The organism is Streptomyces sp. NPDC049813, assembly GCF_044465085.1.
Taxonomy (GTDB): Bacteria; Actinomycetota; Actinomycetes; order Streptomycetales; family Streptomycetaceae; genus Streptomyces.
This window is the reverse complement of sequence record NZ_JBITLI010000003.1, coordinates 625,139-643,624: the sequence shown is the minus strand read 5'-3', so window position 1 is coordinate 643,624 and position 18,486 is coordinate 625,139. Positions and strand designations below refer to the sequence as shown.

Sequence of the window (18,486 nt, the reverse complement as noted above, 5' to 3'; positions counted from 1 at the left end):
GGGTCACCGGTCCTCGAAACCGGCGGCTGGAACCTCGCAACAGGCAACGACCCCGGACCTGTGGCGTCACGTAGCTCATTCGAGAAGAGATCCGCGATTTGCAAGACTGGGGCGGTGAGTAGCGCAGCTCCCGCCCCGCGGGTCATCGCCGTCGTCGGTCCGACCGCCGCCGGAAAGTCAGATCTCGGTGTCTTCCTCGCCCAGGAGCTCGGCGGTGAAGTCGTCAACGCCGACTCCATGCAGCTCTACCGGGGGATGGACATCGGCACCGCCAAGCTGACGCCCGAGGAGCGCGCCGGGGTTCCGCACCACCTCCTGGACATCTGGGACGTCACGGAGACCGCGAGCGTCGCCGAGTACCAGCGGCTCGCCCGCGCCGAGATCGACCGCCTCCTTGCCGCGGGCCGCTGGCCCGTCCTCGTCGGCGGCTCCGGGCTCTACGTACGCGGCGCCGTCGACAAGATGGAGTTCCCCGGCACCGACCCCGAGATCCGCGCGCGCCTGGAGGAGGAGCTCGCGCTGCGCGGTTCCGGAGCCCTGCACGCGCGCCTCGCCGCAGCGGACCCGGAGGCCGGTGCCGCGATCCTGCCGAGCAACGGCCGGCGCATCGTGCGCGCCCTCGAAGTCATCGAGATCACCGGCAAGCCCTTCACGGCCAACCTTCCCGGCCACGACTCCGTCTACGACACCGTCCAGATCGGCGTCGACGTCCCGCGCCCGGAGCTCGACGGGCGCATCGCCACGCGCGTGGACCGTATGTGGGAGGCGGGCCTCGTCGACGAGGTGCGCACCCTGGCGGCGCAGGGCCTGGCCGAGGGCCGCACGGCCTCGCGCGCCCTCGGCTACCAGCAGGTCCTTGCCGCCTTCGCGGGGGAGTGCACCGAGGAAGAGGCGCGCGCGGAGACCGTCCGCGCCACCAAGCGCTTCGCACGCCGCCAGGACTCGTGGTTCCGGCGCGACCCACGGGTGCACTGGTTGAACGGAACAATCACCGGACGCGGGGAACTCCGGGGCCGGGCAATGGCGTTGGTCGAACGACCGGTCACAGCCTGATCACGTGATGGCATCGGGACGCTCTGCCCGTCATCCGCGCCTCTTCGGGCGTGCCATCATCGACCATCGATCGACCAATGGAGTCCGGAGTGGGAGGGCGCGTGGCGATGGAGGCCGGCCCTCGTGACACCGCACCAGGCGGGGAGCAGTTGAGCCCCGACGGTCCACAGGCGATCCCGGACGGCGTGATCGCCGACGGGCCCACCGCCGACGAGCTCACCGCCCAGGACGCGGCGGCCGAGGTCGAGATCGAGCTGCGCCCGCAGCGCCGCCTGCGCATCTGGCAGCTCGCCCCCATCGTGATCCTTGCCACGGTCGGCTCGCTGATGTTCGCGTTCCCGCTCTTCTTCGAGTTCGGCGACGGCGGGGCGGTCGTCGCGATGCTGGGCCTGCTGATCAGCTCGTGCGCGGCCGGCTGGGGCATGATGGCCGCCCGCCGGGTGGGCTACACCCTGCCGGGCTTCCCGCCGCGCGGCGCGGGCCGCCGGCCTGACTGGCGCGTCGTGGCCGCGTACGTGGTCGTGGTGGCCGCGGTGGCGGTCCTGGCCGTCTGGCGCGTCGCCCGCCTGCGCTGACCGCGGTGGGCCCGCTGTCGGCGCCGTCTCGTACGATCGAGGAATGACCACCTTCCTCAAGGGCCACGGGACGCAGAACGACTTCGTGATCATCCCGGACCCGGAGAACGGCATCGAGCTCTCCGCGGCCGCGGTGGCCGCGCTGTGCGACCGCCGTGGCGGTATCGGCGGTGACGGGGTCCTGCACGTCGTGCGCTCCGCCGCCCACCCCGAGGCGCGCTCCATGGCGGCCGAGGCCGAGTGGTTCATGGACTACCGGAACGGGGACGGCTCCGTCGCCGAGATGTGTGGCAACGGGGTCCGGGTCTTCGCCCGCTACCTCCAGCGCGCCGGGCACGTCGAGGAGGGTGACCTCGCCGTGGCCACCCGCGGCGGCGTCAAGCGCGTCCACATCGACAAGGAAGGCCTGATCACGGTCGGTATGGGCCGCGCCGAGCTGCCCGCGGGCGAGGTCACCGTCTCCGTCGGTGACCGCACCTGGCCCGCGACGAACGTGAACATGGGCAACCCGCACGCCGTCGCCTTCGTGGCGGACCTGGCCCACGCGGGCACCCTGTACGACCCGCCGCCCTTCGCGCCGGCCACCGCCTACCCGGACGGGGTGAACGTCGAGTTCGTCGTCGACCGCGGTCCCGGGCAACTGGCCATGCGCGTGCACGAGCGCGGCTCCGGCGAGACGCTCTCCTGCGGCACGGGCGCCTGCGCGGTGGCCGTCGCCGCGGCGCGAAGAGACGGCCTCGACCCGGCTGCGACCGGGGCTCCGGTGACGTACGAGATCGATCTGCCCGGCGGCCGCCTGACGATCACCGAGCGGCCCGGTGGCGAGATCGAGATGACAGGACCGGCCGAGATCGTGGCCGAAGGCATGATCGACGCGGACTGGTTCGCGACGATCGAAACCGTAAACCCGTGAAGCATCGCTCGAATGGGTGATCCGTTTCACGCTGGGCGAGAGCTGGTCTGTGCCACGTGGTGGGCTCGGTAGCATCAAGCACCGGTCCGGACGGGTACCCCCGCCAGCCCGCCGCCGGGTAGAGAAAGCCGGAGGTGCTCATGAGCGCGGAGGCGACCAACCCCGCCACCCCAGGGCCGATCACGCCCGGAGCCCACCGAAGGCGTGCCCGCCCCCGGATCGACCTGCGCCGCCTCGGCCGCGCCGCGCTCCTCGGCTCCACTGCCCGCGGCCGCCTCCCCGACGCCATCGGACACGTGGTCGAGGCGCACCGCGCGCACTACCCAGACGCCGATCTCGACCCGCTGCGCCGCGCCTACGTACTCGCCGAGTCCTCGCACCGCGGCCAGATGCGCAAGAGCGGTGAGCCGTACATCACCCACCCGCTCGCCGTGACGCTGATCCTCGCCGAGCTGGGCGCCGAGAACACGACCCTGACCGCCTCCTTGCTGCACGACACGGTCGAGGACACGGACGTCACGCTCGACCAGGTGCGCGCCGAGTTCGGCGAGGAGGTCGCCTATCTCGTCGACGGCGTCACCAAACTGGAGAAGGTCGACTACGGCGCGGCCGCCGAACCCGAGACGTTCCGCAAGATGCTCGTCGCCACCGGCAACGACGTACGCGTCATGTCCATCAAGCTCGCCGACCGCCTGCACAACATGCGCACCCTCGGCGTCATGCGCCAGGAGAAGCAGGAACGGATCGCCAAGGTCACCCGCGACGTCCTCATCCCGCTCGCCGAGCGCCTCGGCGTCCAGGCCCTGAAGACCGAGCTGGAGGACCTCGTCTTCGCCATCCTCCACCCGGAGGAGTACGCGCAGGTCCACACCCTCATGGCGACCAACGCGGCGCGCGAGGACGACCCCCTGGCCGCCATCGCCGACGAGGTGCGCGGCGTGCTCCGCGAGGCGGGCCTGAGCGCCGAAGTACTCATCCGCCCCCGGCACTTCGTCTCGGTCCACCGGGTCCGCCGCAAGCGCGGCGAACTGCGCGGCACCGACTTCGGCCGTCTCCTCGTCCTCGTGGCGGAGGACGCGGACTGCTACGGCGTCCTCGGGGAGCTGCACACCTGCTTCACGCCGGTGGTCTCGGAGTTCAAGGACTTCATCGCCGTACCGAAGTTCAACCTCTACCAGTCGCTGCACACGGCCGTCACCCGCGGCGACGGCGAAGTCGCCGAAGTGCTCATCCGTACGCACCAGATGCACAAGGTGGCAGAGGCGGGCGTCGTCGCCCTCGGCAATCCCTACACGCCGTCCGGCGAGGAGCACCTGGACACGGTCGGTGAGCGCGCCGACCCCACGCGCCCCGGCTGGCTCTCCCGCCTCCTCGACTGGCAGCAGTCCGCGCCCGACGCCGACATGTTCTGGTCGACGCTCCGCGAGGACCTGGCCCAGGACCGCGAGATCACCGTCTTCCGGCCGGACGGCGGCACCATCGGGCTGCCCGCGGGCGCGAGCTGCGTGGACGCGGCCTACGCCCAGTACGGCGAGGACGCCCACGCCTGCATCGGCGCGCGGGTCAACGGCCGCCTGGCGGCGCTCGGCACGGTCCTCGTCGACGGCGACACGGTGCAGCTCCTGATGGACCGGATGGAGGGCGCGGCCGCCTCCGAACCGTCCCGCGACTGGCTCGACCACGCCCGTACGCCCGCCGCCCGCATCGCCATCCGTCGCTGGCTCACCGCCCATCCCGAAGGCCCGAGCGTCCAGGAGACGGCCCCACGGGCGCCCTACAGCGGCCCCTCGGCGCGGCCCGCGACGGCGAACGCCGTCGTGGACCAGCCGGGCGCCACCGTGCGGCTGGCGGGCTGCTGTACGCCCGTGCCGCCCGACGAGATCACGGCCTTCGCCGTCCGCGGCGGCGTCGTCACGGTGCACCGCGTCGCCTGCCCCGGCGTGGCGCGCATGAAGAGCGACGGACGCGCCGAGGTGGGCGTGCGCTGGGCCGACGCGGAGACCGCCGAGTACCGGGTGACGCTCACCGCCGAGTCGTTCAGCCGCCCGCACCTCCTCGCCGACCTTACCGAAGCCATAGCGCTGGAGGGCGTCGCCATCATCTCGGCGACCGTCGAACCGCCCACCCAGGGTGGCGTCCGGCACACGTACACACTCCAACTCCCGGACGCCGCCCACCTGCCCGGCCTGATGCGGGCGATGCGGAACGTGCCGGGCGTGTACGACGTGGGACGCGCGCAGCACGCGACGACCGGGGCGCTCTAGCGGCTTGTTCTGGAAGTCCCACCTGACCCGCGACGCCCGGTACGCAGGCGTGCGGCGTCGACAGGACCGCCGGCGTGCGGTGGTATTTCCGGCCGGAGACCGCCTGGGCGCCGGTGGACCTCGTTCGGGTGGGAGCGGCGTGTACCGGCCCCGCCGCAGGGCGGCCCGCTGATAGCGGTAGTTCATGCTGCTCAGCTCCCAAACGCCCCGCACCGCCGCGCTGCTCGCCGCAGGTGCCTCCGTCGCCCTCCTCGCGGCGGGCGCGCCGCAGTCCGTCACCCCGCTCGGCATCGGCGACCGGCTCTTCCCGCACCTGGGCAACCCCGGGTACGACGTCCGGTCGTACGACATCGCCTTCACCTACGGAGGCGATAACAACAAGCCGCTCGCCGCCGTGACCAAGATCGACGCGCAGGCGACCGACCGCCTGGAGGCGGTCAACCTCGACTTCTCGCACGGCACGGTGCGCTCCGTGGAGGTCAACGGCGCCCCGGCCCGCTTCGCGACCAGTGAAGAGGACCTGGTCGTCACGCCCGCTCAGCCGGTGGAGGCGGGACAGCCGCTGCACATCACGGTGCGGCACACCAGTGACCCCCGGCCCGGCAAGCAGGACATCGGCTGGATCCGCACCAAGGACGGGCTCGCCATGGCGAACCAGGCGGACGCCGCGCACCGGGTGTTCCCGAGCAACGACCACCCCTCGGACAAGGCCTTCTTCACCTTCCGGGTGACCGCACCCAAGGGCCTGCAAGCGGTCGCCAACGGGCTGCCCGTGGCGAAACAGCGCTCCGGACCCACCACCAGCTGGACCTACCGCACCGCCCACCCCATGGCCACCGAACTGGCACAGGTCTCCATCGGCCGCTCCGCCGTCCTGCACCGCAAGGGACCGCACGGCCTGCCCGTACGCGACGTCGTCCCCGCCAAGGACACCAAGGCCGTAACGCCCTGGCTCGCCAAGACGCCCGACCAGATCGCCTGGATGGAGAGCAAGGTGGGCCGGTACCCCTTCGAGAACTACGGCCTGCTCATCGCCGAGGCGAGCACCGGCTTCGAACTGGAGACACAGACCCTCTCCCTCTTCGAACGGGACGTCTTCACGCGCCCCGAGTACCCGAAGTGGTACGTCGAATCGATCATGGTGCATGAACTCGCGCACCAGTGGTTCGGCGACAGCGTCAGCCCCCGCACCTGGTCCGACCTCTGGCTCAACGAGGGCCACGCCACCTGGTACGAAGCCCTGTACACCGAGGAGAAGGCGCACGCACCCGTGGAGAAGCGGATGCGCAACGCCTACCTCGCCTCGGACGGCTGGCGCCACGCAGGCGGGCCGCCCGCCCGGCCCAAGGGCCCCGAACAGGGCGAGAAGATCAGCATTTTCCGGCCGGTCGTCTACGACGGCAGCGCCCTGGTCCTCTTCGCGCTGCGCCAGGAGATCGGCAAGGACGCCTTCGAACGGTTGGAACGGACCTGGGTGAGCACGCACCGTGACTCCACCGCCACGACCGCCGACTTCGTCCGCCTCGCCTCGGACGTCGCCGGCCGCGACCTGACCGGCTTCTTCCAAGGGTGGCTCTACGGGCAGAAGACGCCGCCGATGCCCGGACACCCGGACTGGAAGTCCACCCCGGTACAGAAGCAGGCAGAGCGGTGAGACGGGCGGGAGACGCGCTGGTCGCGCGGGTGAGCGGTGCGCCGTACGGACGGTGAGGCGTGAGCCCCGTGATCCTGGGACATAACTCGGATGACGAGACGCCCCGTCCCGTGCGAACATCGTGCATCGACGGCGCGGACCGGCCCGGTCGCCTCTGACCGGACCTCCCGGGAATCTCCGGGCGGTGCCGAGCGTTATCAGTGGTGTCGGGCGAGACGTCCGTCACCATGACCGAATCCCAGCGACGTAAGGATCCAATGACCTCCTCTTCTTCCCCTTCCCAGGACGCGCAGAGCTTCGCGCTGAACCAACCCGAGGGTCTTCGGGCCGATGCCCTGATGGAAGAGGACGTCGCCTGGAGCCATGAGATCGACACCGCGCGGGACGGCGACCAGTTCGACCGCTCCGAGCGCGCGGCCCTGCGCCGCGTGGCAGGCCTCTCCACCGAGCTCGAGGACGTCACCGAGGTCGAGTACCGGCAGCTCCGCCTGGAGCGCGTGGTCCTCGTCGGCGTCTGGACGTCGGGCACGGTCGACGACGCGGAGAACTCCCTCGCGGAGCTCGCCGCCCTCGCCGAGACGGCGGGCGCCCTCGTACTCGATGGCGTCATCCAGCGCCGGGACAAGCCTGACGCGGCGACGTACATCGGTTCGGGCAAGGCCCAGGAGCTGCGGGACATCGTCCTCGAGACCGGAGCCGACACCGTCGTGTGCGACGGTGAGCTCAGCCCCGGCCAGCTCATCCACCTCGAAGACGTCGTCAAGGTGAAGGTGGTCGACCGGACCGCCCTCATCCTCGACATCTTCGCCCAGCACGCCAAGTCCCGAGAGGGCAAGGCGCAGGTCGCGCTCGCGCAGATGCAGTACATGCTGCCGCGACTGCGCGGCTGGGGTCAGTCGCTGTCCCGGCAGATGGGTGGTGGTGGCTCCTCCGGCTCCGGTGGCGGCATGGCCACCCGTGGTCCCGGTGAGACCAAGATCGAGACGGACCGGCGACGGATCCGCGAGAAGATGGCGAAGATGCGCCGTGAGATCGCGGAGATGAAGACCGGCCGCGAGATCAAGCGCCAGGAGCGCCGCCGGAACAAGGTGCCGTCGGTCGCCATCGCCGGATACACGAACGCGGGCAAGTCGTCCCTGCTCAACCGCCTCACGGGCGCGGGCGTCCTGGTGGAGAACGCGCTGTTCGCCACCCTCGACCCGACCGTGCGCCGGGCCGAGACGCCGAGCGGCCGGCTGTACACGCTGGCCGACACCGTCGGGTTCGTCCGGCACCTGCCGCACCACCTGGTCGAGGCGTTCCGCTCCACGATGGAAGAGGTCGGCGACGCCGACCTGATCCTGCACGTGGTCGACGGTTCGCACCCGGTCCCCGAGGAGCAGCTCGCCGCCGTGCGCGAGGTGATCCGCGACGTCGGCGCCACCGACGTCCCCGAGATCGTGGTGATCAACAAGGCGGACGCGGCCGACCCGCTGGTCCTCCAGCGGCTGATGCGCCAGGAGAAGCACTCGATCGCCGTCTCGGCCCGTACGGGCGCGGGCATCGAGGAGCTGCTCGCGCTCATCGACGTCGAACTGCCGCGGCCCGAGGTCGAGATCGAGGCGCTCGTCCCGTACACGCAGGGCAGGCTGGTCGCGCGGGCCCACACCGACGGCGAGGTGCTCTCCGAGGAGCACACCCCCGAGGGCACCCTCCTGAAGGCGCGCGTCCACGAGGAACTCGCGGCGGAACTCGCGCCGTACGTTCCCGCGGCCGCGGCGAGCTGAGCCGTGCGGCGCGCTGAGTCGTGTGCCGCGCTCGGCCGTACGGCGCGCTGAGCCGCACCGCGGAGCGGGCGCTTACAGCTGACGTAAGAAAGTGAGGAGCCCCGCCCGGGTCGACCCGGGCGGGGCTCCTCACTTGGCTCCTGGGCTGCTGACGGCCGCCAGGGGCGACCGGCCGCTCCCTACTTGCTGCCGTACTTCGCGCTCATCATGTCGAAGACCTGCTGGGCCTCCCGGCCCAACTGCGGGCCCGCCAGCCACGTGTTGCCGGCCGGGCCGATCGAGGTGTTGGACACCAGGACCGTCTTGCCGTCACGGACGCGGAACCAGCCGCCCCCCGACGAGCCGCCCGTCATCGTGCAGCCGATCCGGTACATCGTCGGGTCGGTCGCGTTCAGCGAGAGCCGCCCTGGCCGGTCGAGGCACTTGTTCATGAGCAGCCCGTCGAACGGCGGAGCGGCCGGGTAGCCCCACGCACCCATCGAACCGACCGACTGCACGGACGGCGCCGAGAAGTCCACGTCCAACGCGTTGCCGACCGTCTCCTCCAGGGACTTGGTGCCCTGTTCCGGCTTCACGTGCAACACGGCGAAGTCGTACGGCGCGCCCGCGCCGCCGGACTCCGCCCCCTGGTCGATCCACTCGTTCGAGGTGGAGGCCCAGTCAGCCCAGTAGGTTCCGTACGGGGCGATCTCCGCCTGCGACGCGTCGCGCAGCGCGTCCGCCGACCTGCCCCGGTCGTTGTAGGACGGCACGAACGCGATGTTGCGGTACCAGCCGCCGCCCGACCCCGCGTGCACACAGTGGCCCGCGGTCCACACCAGGTTCGACCTGCCCGGGTTGCGCTGGTCCTTCACGACGGTGCCGGAACAGACCATCGAACCCTCGGGGGAGTCGAAGAAGACCTTGCCGACCGGTGCCGCGTTCTCGTGGTACGGCGTCTTCTCGGCCTGAGCCGGTACGGGGTCGGGCTCCGGGTCCGTGACGCCCTGGTCGTTCAGTGCGTCCTTGGCCGCGATGGTCTTCTTGGGTTCCTCGGCGTTCTTCATCCGCTCGGGCTTCCACAGCCCCTCGATGACCGGGTTGACGAAGTCCTTGGCCTCGCGCAGCCAGTCGTCCTTGTCCCAGTTCTTCCACGCACCGCTCTCCCACTTGTCGGGATCGATGCCGTGCTTCCTCAACTTGCCGGCGATGTCGGCCGGCAGCTCGGCCCCGCTCTGCGACCCCTGCGAGGAGGCCGTGGCCGGCTCGGCCGCGGCGCTGTCCTCGCCGTCGTTGCACGCGGTGGCAGTGAGCGCCAGAACGGCGGCGAGTCCTGTGGCGGCGAGAGCGGAACGCCGTCTCCGGCCACGGACGACGGACGGACGTATGGAACGCATGGTGCGAGTACCCCCGAAGTAATGCGACGCGACGCGCACCCGGGGCGCGTGGGCACCGGGCGCGGCACGTGGACTGTCATGAGCGTGTCATAGGCGGGCGGGCGACCGCACGCACCCGCTGCGACACAGCACCCCACTATGCCTGGGGAAGTGCGGACGAACGGCGGCGGGGTGGTGAAGGTTTCCACCCCCGCGCCGCCGCTCGCACCCGGGTCACTGGCTCGCGAACTTCTTGCTCACGGCGTCGTAGATCCCCTTGGCTTCCTTGCCCAGCCGCGGACCGGCCAGCCAGCCTGCCGTCACCGGGCCGATCGAGGTGTTGGACACCAGCGCCGGCTTGCCGTCGGAGCCCTGCCCGACCCAGCCGCCGCCGGACGAACCCCCGGTCATCGTGCAGCCCACCCGGTACATCGTCGGATCCGCCGAGGTCAGCGAGAGGCGTCCCGGCTTGTCCGCGCACTGGAACAGCCTCTGCCCGTCGAACGGCGGCGCCGCCGGGTACCCCTTCGCCGTCAGCTGGGCGATCTTCGACACCGTCGGCGCGTTGAAGTTCACCGGCAGCGACGAACCGACCGTCTCCTCCAGCGACTTGCCCGAGCCACCCTTCTCCGGCGTCACATGGATGACGGCGAAGTCGTACGGCGCGCCCGCACCGCCCGTCGGACCCCCCTGCTCGATCCACTGGTCGGACGTCTGCGCCCAGTCGCCCCACCACACACCGAACGGGGCGACCTCGCTTTTGGGCGCCCCCTGCAACTCCGCGGCGCTCTTGCCCGCGTCGTTGTACGAGGGAACGAACGCGATGTTGCGGTACCAGCCGCCCTTCTTGCCCGCGTGCACGCAGTGTCCCGCCGTCCAGAGCATGTCGGACTTGCCCGGGTGGGCGGGGTCGGCGACCACCGTCGCCGAGCACACCATCGACCCTTCCGGCCCGTCGAAGAACAGCTTGCCCGCGTACGGCGCACTGCCGTGGTACGGGCTCGCGACCGCCGCGGCCTCCACCGGCTGCGGCGTCGGGTCCGTCACCCCCTGGTCACCGGAGATGTCGTTCTCGTCGACCTCGCCGCCAGGGTTCTTGTCGGCGTCGCGCATCCGGTCCGAGTCCCACAGACCGTCGATGATCGGGTTGACGAAGTCCTGCGCCTCACGCAGCCACTTGTCCCGGTCCCAGTTCTTCCACTCGCCGTTCTTCCACTTGTCCGGGTCGATCCCGTGCTCCCGGAGCTTGTCCTTGATCCTCTGCGGGATCCGGAACGAGCCGTCGCCCGCGCTCGCGGAGGACGACGCCTTGTCACTCGCGTCGTCCTCACCCGGACCACAGGCGGTGCTGGTCAGCGCGAGGACCGCGCCGAGGGCAACGGCCGCCGCCACAGGGGACGTTCGGCCGCGCACGCTCCCGGCGCGGCGAGCGGCGAACAGCGGGCGTATGGGTCGCATGGTGTGAATCCCCCTGGGCTTCGAGATCAGTGCGCTGCCGAACGGGTGCGGCCCACGAGCGGTGCCGGCCCTCCCCGAACGGCACCCCACACTATGCCGGTGCCGTCGGGGTCGACCTACGGAACCGCAACGGTTCCGTCACGGCGGGATCTTGCCCACGGGGCTACGGCGGGATCGTGCCCCCGGGGCTGGGCCGCCCGGAGCTCGGCCGCCCTGCCTGCCGCGCCCTCTACCCGCCGGGCCGGACGGGATCGACGCCGCCGCCGCTGCCGCTGTCACAGATGTAAGCGTGGGCCCGGGCATGTGTGGCGCAGGTCTCGTCACGAGTCTTCGAGCGGCCCGTGTTCCTCTCGCCTTCTCGTCGTTAGGGCGTACGGGGGATCCGCAGTCGGCGCTCAGCCCTCGAACCGTCCTGGTGTGCCGCCAGGGCGGTCCTTCGATGCTGTACTCGCCAACTTGCCGCGCCCACCGGTGAGTCGACCCGACCAGTCGGCCGTACTTCCAGCGGGAGGACCAGCAACCGTGGCCGTGACCGACCCTGCGCCCGTGACGGTGCCCGCCCCGGACGACGGGGCGCACCCCACCCCAGACGACGGCGAGAGGCACGGGAACCCCGCACGCGAGAGCGCCGTGCATGAAGGGATCCTGCGCCGCCAGTCCGCACGGGAGTCGGCAGCTCGCACCTACGCGCGCGCCCTGCCGATCGTGCCGGTACGGGCCCGCGGTCTCACCATCGAAGGGGCCGACGGCCGCCGCTACCTGGACTGCCTCTCCGGTGCGGGCACCCTCGCCCTCGGCCACAACCACCCCGTGGTGCTCGAAGCCATCCGCAAGGTGCTCGACTCGGGTGCGCCGCTGCACGTCCTCGACCTGGCCACCCCCGTCAAGGACGCCTTCACCACGGAACTGTTCAGTACGCTGCCGCGCGCCCTCGCCGACCGGGCCCGCATCCAGTTCTGCGGGCCGGCCGGAACGGACGCCGTCGAAGCCGCCCTGAAACTGGTCCGCACCGCCACCGGACGCCCCGGCCTCCTCGCCTTCAGCGGCGCGTACCACGGCATGACCGCCGGAGCCCTCGAAGCATCGGGCGGCGCCCAGGACGTACGGGTCGCCCGCCTTCCCTACCCGCACGACTACCGCTGCCCCTTTGGCATCGGCGGCCCGCGCGGAGCCGAACTCGGCGCCCGCTGGACCGAATCGCTCCTCGACGACACCAAGTCCGGCGTGCCGAGCCCCGCCGGGATGATCCTCGAACCGGTACAGGGTGAAGGCGGTGTCAACCCGGCCCCCGACGCCTGGCTGCGCCGGATGCGCGCGATCACCGAGGCCCGCTCCATCCCGCTGATCGCCGACGAGGTACAGACCGGCGTCGGCAGGACCGGAGCCTTCTGGGCCGTCGACCACAGTGGTGTCGTGCCGGACGTCATGGTCCTGTCCAAGGCGATCGGCGGCAGCCTCCCGCTCGCCGTCATCGTCTACCGCGACGACCTCGACGTCTGGGGGCCCGGCGCCCACGCGGGCACCTTCCGCGGCAACCAACTCGCCATGGCGGCCGGCACCGCGACCCTTGCCTACGTGCGGGAGAACGGCCTCGCCCACCGGGCCGCCGAGCTCGGCGCCCGCATGATCGGTCAGCTCAAGTCCCTCGCCAAGGAGTACCCCTGCATCGGCGACGTGCGGGGCCGGGGCCTCATGATCGGGGTCGAAGTCGTGGACCCGGAGGGCGGCGCATCCCACCCCTCCGGGGACACATACAGCCCCACTCGGGAGAGCACCCCTCGGGAAAGCAGCGCCCGTCGGGAAAGCAGCGGGGGAGACCTCCGAAGCCGTGACGCTCCCGGCCCTGGCCACGCCGCCGATACGAACGTCGCGCGGACCGCTGACGTCACACACGGCACCACGGCCCCCGACTTCTCGGCCGACCCCCTCCTCGGCGACCTGGTAAGCAGTCCGCTCCCCGCCGCTCCCGACCTGGCCGCGGCTGTCCGCGACGCCTGCCTGGACCGGGGGCTGATCGTCGAACTCGGTGGCCGCCACTCCAGCGTCGTCCGCCTCCTGCCTCCCCTCACCATCACCGACGAACAGGCCGCGGCCATCGTCGACCGCCTCGCGGACGCCATCGCCGCCGTCGCCCGGGCCCGCCCCTAGAACCCCCTCCGCTGTCACGGCCCGGCGCCGCGCCACCCCGCACGCGCGCCGGTCGCTGACACGACGGGACCGGCGGCTCGCCCACTTGGCCCTCCACCTCACAGGCCGAGGGGCATCCGCCCCGGACGCCGCCCCCTCTCCTTCAGAGATCCAGTGGGGCGACCACCACGCCGGCCTACGAAGGCACGCGCTGCCCCAGCGCCGGCCACGGCCACCGGACCATCCGGACCACCGCCCCACGGAGCCCCCCACCTCACGCAAGGAAGCACTCGTGAACGCCACCCCCGCATCCGACGGTCCTCCCCGCCCCCTCGCCGAAGGAGCCTGCGACACGCAGACCCCCTGCGGGCCGGAGTGCGAAACGGTCCCCCGGCAGAAGGACGGCGTCCTAGAGGCAGAACGCCTGTACGCCTCACCCGCCGACCTGCTCGGCCACCCCGACCCCGCGACCTCCGCCCAGGTCGCGGCCGTCGAGAACCTGCTCCGCTGCTGGGTACGCGAGAACAACATCGCTCCTCCTTCCGTCGGTGCCCTCCGCGTCCCGCTGCCCGCGAGCGGCACCGCCCTCCTCGTCCCTGTCCACCACTGGTCCCTCACCGGCTGGCATCGCTTCGGCCTGCCCTACCTGGAGGACGGCCCCCACGGCGCCCCCTGCGTCGACGCGGTGACCCTCGCCGCCCTCCTGAGCCGCGAAACGGCCTCCGCCGCCGAGCCGGACGCGTCCCGAGGCGACGACGACCAGACCCCGGCGACCCCGCCCGCCGGGGCAGAGCCCGCCCCGGACACCGCTCACGCCGGCGATGGCGGTGATCTGGTCGGCCGCGTCGCCGACTCCGTCCGCCGCACAGCCGAGTTCATCGCCGACCGTCGCCGGCATCGCGTCGACAGCCCCGACCGCTTCCTCGCCGCGGAACAGGCGCTGCTCCTCGGACACCCGCTGCACCCGACACCCAAGAGCCGCGAAGGCCTCTCCGAGACCGAGAGCCGCCTCTACTCCCCGGAGCTGCGCGGCTCCTTCGTCCTGCAGTGGATCGCTGTCGCGCCCGAGATCCTCGCCCACGACTCGGCCTGGACCGAACGCGGCCGCACCGTCCCCGCCACCCACCTCACCGCACAACTCGCGGGCGCCGACCTGTCACTGCCGGACGGCTACGCCGCGCTGCCCGTCCATCCCTGGCAGCTCCGCGAACTGAAGCACCGACCGGACTCCGCCGCCCTCCTGGCCGCAGACCTCCTCCGTGAACTCGGCCCCCACGGCGACCCCTGGTACCCCACCTCCTCCGTCCGCACCCTGTACCGGCCCGGCTCGCCGGCGATGCTGAAACTCTCCCTCGGCCTGCGCATCACCAACTCCCGCCGCGAGAACCTCCGCAAGGAACTCCACCGAGGCGTCGAGGTCCATCGGCTGTTGCGCAACGGCCTCGCCGAGCAATGGCACGCCGCCCACCCGGACTTCGACATCGTCCGCGACCCCGCCTGGCTCGCGGTCGACGACCCGTCCGGCGACCCCCTCCCCGGCCTCGACGTCATGATCCGCAACAACCCCTTCGGGCCCGACTCCGACGCCACCTGCATCGCCGGATTCGTCTCACCGCGACCCGCGCACGAGCAGGAAATCCGCCCGGACCGCGCCCCGATGACTTCCCGGCTCGCCGACACCCTCACGCGCCTCGCGATCCGCACCGGTCGACCCCGGGGAGCCGTGGCCACCGAGTGGTTCCTGCGCTACCTCGAACACGTGGTGCGCCCCGTGCTCTGGCTCGACAGCGAAGCGGGCGTCGCTCTGGAAGCCCACCAGCAGAACACCCTCCTGCTTCTCGACGCCGAGGGCTGGCCCGCAGGCGGCCGCTACCGCGACAACCAGGGCTACTACTTCCGCGAGTCCCGTCGCGCCGCGCTCGACGAGCGGTTGCCCGGCATCGGGGAGCACAGCGACACGTTCGTCTCCGACGACGTCACCGACGAGCGGTTCGCCTACTACCTCGCCATCAACAACGTCTTCGGTCTCATCGGAGCCTTCGGATCCCAGCAACTCGCCGACGAACAGGTGCTGCTCGCCGCGTTCCAACGCTTCCTCCGCGGAGCAGCCACCGGGCCGCGGCAGCTGCGCAGCCCCCTGCCACACCGCCTCCTCGACTCACCCACGCTGCGCTGCAAAGCCAACCTCCTCACCCGCCTGCACGGCCTCGACGAACTCGTAGGCCCCGTCGACACCCAGTCCGTCTACGTCACCATCGCCAACCCCCTTCACATCTGACCTCCCCGACCACCGAGGACCACATCCCACACCCCTTCCCCCTCCCGAGAGGAGCGCAGTGCCTTCCGCCGACGCGAGCACCGACGCCGATGCCACCCCCGTCGCTGCTCCGGACGAATCCGCCGCTCCGGCGGAGAACCCGGACTGCCAGGACACCCTTGACCTGCGCCTCTCCGAGGAACTCGTCGCGTTCATCGCCGACCAGGACGGAGCAGGAACCGCGGACGGCACGGACACCTCGCACCGGGGGGTGCCCGTCCCCGCGAGTACGCCCCAGGACGACCTGCTCGACCACGTAGGGGGATGGGGGCCGGCCACCACCCCTGCGGGCGTGTTCCAGCTCGTCCCGGTCCGCGTCGAGCGCGACCTCAAGCTCATCAGCCGGTGGATGAACGACCCCGCCGTGGCCGCCTTCTGGGAGCTCGCGGGCCCCGAGTCGGTCACCGCGGACCACCTGGCGCCCCAGCTCGACGGAGACGGGCGCAGCGTCCCCTGCCTCGGCGTCCTCGGCGGCACACCCATGAGCTACTGGGAGATCTACCGCGCCGACCTCGACCCGCTGGCCCGCCACTACCCCGCCCGTCCGCACGACACCGGTATCCACCTCCTCATCGGTGGTGTCGCCAATCGTGGACGGGGGCTGGGGACCACGCTGCTCAAAGCCGTCGCCGACCTCGTGCTCGATCACCGCCCGACGTGCGCGCGCGTCATCGCAGAACCCGACCTTCGCAACACCCCTTCCGTCTCCGCCTTCTTGAGCGCCGGCTTCCGCTTCGCCGCCGAGGTGGACCTCCCCGACAAGCGGGCCGCGCTCATGGTCCGTGACCGTGCCCTGCGCACCGTGCTCTGAGGCGGTCACTCTTAGTACACCGCTCGACCCGATCCGGTTCCCTCGCGAGGAGTCCCCGTGCCGAACCCGCCCGTCGTGCCGAATCCGTCCGCCGTCCCGCCTCCCGCCGAGTCGTCCGAGCTGTACGACCCGCCCGAGCTCACCCGGGAGAACTGGGAGCGGGCGGGAGCACGCCTGCTGGCCAAACTGATCGGTGAGTTCGCGTACGAGGAGATCCTCCGGCCGCTGCCCGTCGGGCACGACGCGGACGCGGTCGTCACCCCGGGCCGGCGCCCCTACACCTTGACCGTGCCGAGCCAGGAGAAGGCGGACGACGCCGGAACCAGTGGTCCCGGCCGCGACCGGACCGGTTCACCCCACCGGGACCAGGCCCGAGGACCGGCCGGCGGTCCGACCGGTTCACCCGATTGGGATCAGACCCTGGCACTGGCCGACGGAGCGACCGGGCACCAGCCGGACGGATCGGACCGGCACCAGCCGGACGGATCGGACGACCGGCAGGCCGGCCACTCGGCTGGTGGTCAGCTCCACTTCTACGCCCGACGGGGCGCCTATGGCAGCTGGCAGGTGGAGCCGGACAGCATCGAATGGGCGGCGGGACCCATCACGACGGAGGGCGAGGCCGGGTCGGCCCACGCCCCCGAACCCTTCACCGACCCACTCGCCTTCCTCCTGCGCACCAGGCACCTCATCGGCCTCGACGGCGCCACCCTCGGCCACCTCATCCGCGAGCTCTCCGTCACTCTCGCCGCCGACGCCCGCCTCGACCACAGCGCACTGACGGCCCTGCAGCTCGCCGACCTCGGCTACGCGGACCTGGAAGGACACCAGACCGGCCACCCCTGGATCGTCCTCAACAAGGGCCGGCTCGGCTTCTCCGCGACCGACACGTCCCGCTGGGCACCGGAAGCCCGCCGCCCGACCCGCCTGCCCTGGATCGCGGTGCACACCAGCCTCGCCACCTACCGCGGGGCCCCGGGCCTCGGCACCGCCGACTCCCTCTACTCCCGCGAGCTGGATCCGCCCACCCGACGGCTGTTCGCCGAGAGCCTGCGCGCGCGAGGCCTCGACCCGGCCGCGTACCTCTACCTGCCGGTGCACCCGTGGCAATGGGACGACATCGTGCTCCCCCTCTTCGCGCACTCCGTCGCCACGGACACCATCGTCCCGCTTCCCACCGACGGCGACGTGCGACTTCCCCAGCAATCGATCCGTACCTTCCTCAACACCAGCCGCCCGGAACGGCACACCGTCAAACTTCCTTTGTCGGTCCTCAACACCCTTGTATGGCGCGGCCTACCGACCGAACGCACCCTTGCCGCACCTGCCGTGACGACATGGATGCACGCAATGCGTGAGGGCGATCCGTTCCTCAGGGACGAGTGCGACGTCATCCTGCTGGGAGAGGTCGCCTCTGTGGCCGTACAACACCCCATGTACAGCGGCCTGGAAGAAGTCCCCTATCAGTACAAGGAATTGCTGGGCGCCATCTGGCGAGAGCCGGTGAAGCGGTACCTCGCACCCGGCGAACGTGCCCGCACCCTCGCTTCCTTGTTACTCGTGGACCCACAGGGACGGGCCGTCACGACGGAGCTGATCGCGCGTTCGGGCCTCGACGCGAAAACCTGGCTGCGCAGGCTCTTCGCCGCCCTGCTGCCCCCTCTGCTGCGCTTCCTCTACCGCTACGGAACCGTGTTCTCTCCCCATGGGGAGAACGCCATCGTCGTCTTCGACGAGCAGGACGTACCCGTGCGGCTCGCGGTCAAGGACTTCGTCGACGACGTCAATGTCAGCGCCACTCCACTGCCGGAGCACGACTCCATGCCGCAGGACGTACGCGACGTCCTGCTCACAGAGCGTCCCGACTTCCTCACGCAATTCATCCACTCCGGGCTCTTCGTAGGCGTCTTCCGCTATCTGGCGCCCCTGTGCGAGGGCCAACTCGGCGTCCCGGAGGCTGAATTCTGGGCACTGGTGCGCGCCGAGATCCTCCGCCACCACGCCCGCTTCCCGGAGCTCAAGGAGCGGTATGAGTTGTTCGACCTGCTCACCCCGCGGATCGAGCGCCTGTGTCTCAACCGGAACCGTCTCCACCTCGACGGCTACCGCGACCGGGCCCACCGCCCGCACGCCGCCGTCCACGGGACCGTCGCCAACCCCCTGCACCAACCGTGACCGCGGGATTGTCAGTGC

At 71.3% G+C, this 18,486-nt stretch carries 12 protein-coding genes; 10 read left to right on the top strand and 2 right to left on the bottom strand.

The window, feature by feature from the left end:
* Positions 1 to 114 precede the first annotated feature (114 nt).
* The 6 genes from miaA (at position 115) to hflX (ending at position 8,225) form a co-directional block, all read left to right on the top strand.
* A complete protein-coding gene (gene miaA, locus ACIBW6_RS10200) occupies positions 115 to 1,053 on the top strand; it encodes a tRNA (adenosine(37)-N6)-dimethylallyltransferase MiaA (protein WP_399058708.1) in 939 nt (312 codons plus the stop codon).
* Between the two features lie 107 nt (positions 1,054 to 1,160).
* Positions 1,161 to 1,628: a hypothetical protein gene (locus ACIBW6_RS10195; protein WP_399058818.1), complete on the top strand. Its 468-nt coding sequence runs from the start codon at positions 1,161 to 1,163 to the stop codon at positions 1,626 to 1,628.
* A gap of 43 nt (positions 1,629 to 1,671) precedes the next feature.
* Entirely contained in the window at positions 1,672 to 2,541 is an 870-nt protein-coding gene (gene dapF, locus ACIBW6_RS10190) for a diaminopimelate epimerase (protein WP_399058706.1), read from the top strand.
* A 140-nt stretch (positions 2,542 to 2,681) separates the two neighbouring features.
* Complete coding sequence (locus tag ACIBW6_RS10185) at positions 2,682 to 4,805, top strand: RelA/SpoT family protein (protein ID WP_399058704.1); 2,124 nt, start codon at positions 2,682 to 2,684, stop codon at positions 4,803 to 4,805.
* Between the two features lie 184 nt (positions 4,806 to 4,989).
* Positions 4,990 to 6,459 (top strand): M1 family metallopeptidase, encoded by a 1,470-nt coding sequence (locus ACIBW6_RS10180; protein ID WP_399058702.1) that lies wholly within the window; start codon positions 4,990 to 4,992, stop codon positions 6,457 to 6,459.
* Between the two features lie 257 nt (positions 6,460 to 6,716).
* Complete coding sequence (gene hflX, locus ACIBW6_RS10175; protein WP_399058700.1) at positions 6,717 to 8,225, top strand: GTPase HflX; 1,509 nt, start codon at positions 6,717 to 6,719, stop codon at positions 8,223 to 8,225.
* A 179-nt stretch (positions 8,226 to 8,404) separates the two neighbouring features.
* Here hflX and ACIBW6_RS10170 read toward each other — a convergent pair whose 3' ends face one another.
* Together ACIBW6_RS10170 and ACIBW6_RS10165 are read right to left on the bottom strand one after the other, a co-directional pair.
* Positions 8,405 to 9,601, bottom strand: coding sequence for a trypsin-like serine peptidase (locus ACIBW6_RS10170; RefSeq protein ID WP_399058698.1), 1,197 nt, complete (start codon positions 9,599 to 9,601; stop codon positions 8,405 to 8,407).
* A 213-nt stretch (positions 9,602 to 9,814) separates the two neighbouring features.
* Positions 9,815 to 11,038, bottom strand: coding sequence for a trypsin-like serine peptidase (locus ACIBW6_RS10165; RefSeq protein WP_399058696.1), 1,224 nt, complete (start codon positions 11,036 to 11,038; stop codon positions 9,815 to 9,817).
* A 522-nt stretch (positions 11,039 to 11,560) separates the two neighbouring features.
* Here ACIBW6_RS10165 and ACIBW6_RS10160 point away from each other — a divergent pair.
* The 4 genes from ACIBW6_RS10160 to ACIBW6_RS10145 all read left to right on the top strand — a co-directional run bounded on the left by ACIBW6_RS10160 (position 11,561) and on the right by ACIBW6_RS10145 (position 18,468).
* A complete protein-coding gene (locus tag ACIBW6_RS10160; RefSeq protein WP_399058694.1) occupies positions 11,561 to 13,186 on the top strand; it encodes a diaminobutyrate--2-oxoglutarate transaminase family protein in 1,626 nt (541 codons plus the stop codon).
* Positions 13,187 to 13,457: 271 nt separating this feature from the next.
* Positions 13,458 to 15,443, top strand: a complete 1,986-nt coding sequence (locus ACIBW6_RS10155; protein WP_399058692.1) for an IucA/IucC family protein — start codon at positions 13,458 to 13,460, stop codon at positions 15,441 to 15,443.
* Positions 15,444 to 15,501: 58 nt separating this feature from the next.
* Positions 15,502 to 16,293, top strand: coding sequence for a GNAT family N-acetyltransferase (locus ACIBW6_RS10150; RefSeq protein WP_399058690.1), 792 nt, complete (start codon positions 15,502 to 15,504; stop codon positions 16,291 to 16,293).
* A 57-nt stretch (positions 16,294 to 16,350) separates the two neighbouring features.
* On the top strand, positions 16,351 to 18,468 hold the full coding sequence (locus tag ACIBW6_RS10145) for an IucA/IucC family protein (protein WP_399058688.1): 2,118 nt from the start codon (positions 16,351 to 16,353) through the stop codon (positions 18,466 to 18,468).
* Positions 18,469 to 18,486 lie beyond the last annotated feature (18 nt).